This is a genomic window from Sphaerochaeta halotolerans, assembly GCF_003429665.1.
Lineage (GTDB): Bacteria > Spirochaetota > Spirochaetia > Sphaerochaetales > Sphaerochaetaceae > Sphaerochaeta > Sphaerochaeta halotolerans.
In genome coordinates this window covers 1-537 of record NZ_QUWK01000048.1, presented here as the reverse complement: position 1 = coordinate 537, position 537 = coordinate 1, and the positions used below count along the sequence as shown (strand labels likewise).

Genomic DNA, 537 nt, shown 5'->3' with positions numbered 1-537 from the left:
AAGGCTCTATTTGACAATTTGTATTGAAACACTACTATTCACTTGTCAAGTGTTGTATGATTGAAGCATGAAGAAGCAAAAATTCAGCAAAGAAGCCCTTGAAGCCTACAATGCGTTGATGAACCTTTCAGAAGAAGAGCAACAGCTCGTTTTACGCAAGGTTTCCCAGTCGGAGACACCAGAGCCTGATAAGAAATCCCAAAAAGAGAAGGAAAGTTGCCCACATTGTGGGAGTTCCCATGTGAGCCGAAATGGAAAGACCACATCAGGCTACCAGAGGTTCATTTGTGTCGATTGTCGCAAGACTTTTGGGGAAAAGGAAAGGCCTGTATGGTTGGGAAGCCATTACCCCATGAAAGTCTGGATGGAGTACATCCGACTCATGAACATGGGTGTTTCCATCAAGGCTATAGCCGAGGCTTTGGGAATCAACCCCACCACAGCATTTTTCTGGAGGCATAAGATCCTCACAGCCCTTAAGGATGGCAAATCCGATGCTGTATTGGAGGAACATACGCAAGCAGACGAAACCTTCAC

The 537-nt window shown here is 45.4% G+C and carries 1 protein-coding gene; it reads left to right on the top strand.

Annotated elements, in window-relative coordinates; translation table 11 throughout:
• Positions 1 to 67: 67 nt before the first annotated feature.
• The coding region (locus DYP60_RS13920; RefSeq protein ID WP_133299365.1) for an IS1 family transposase at positions 68 to 537 on the top strand (470 nt) is incomplete at its 3' end.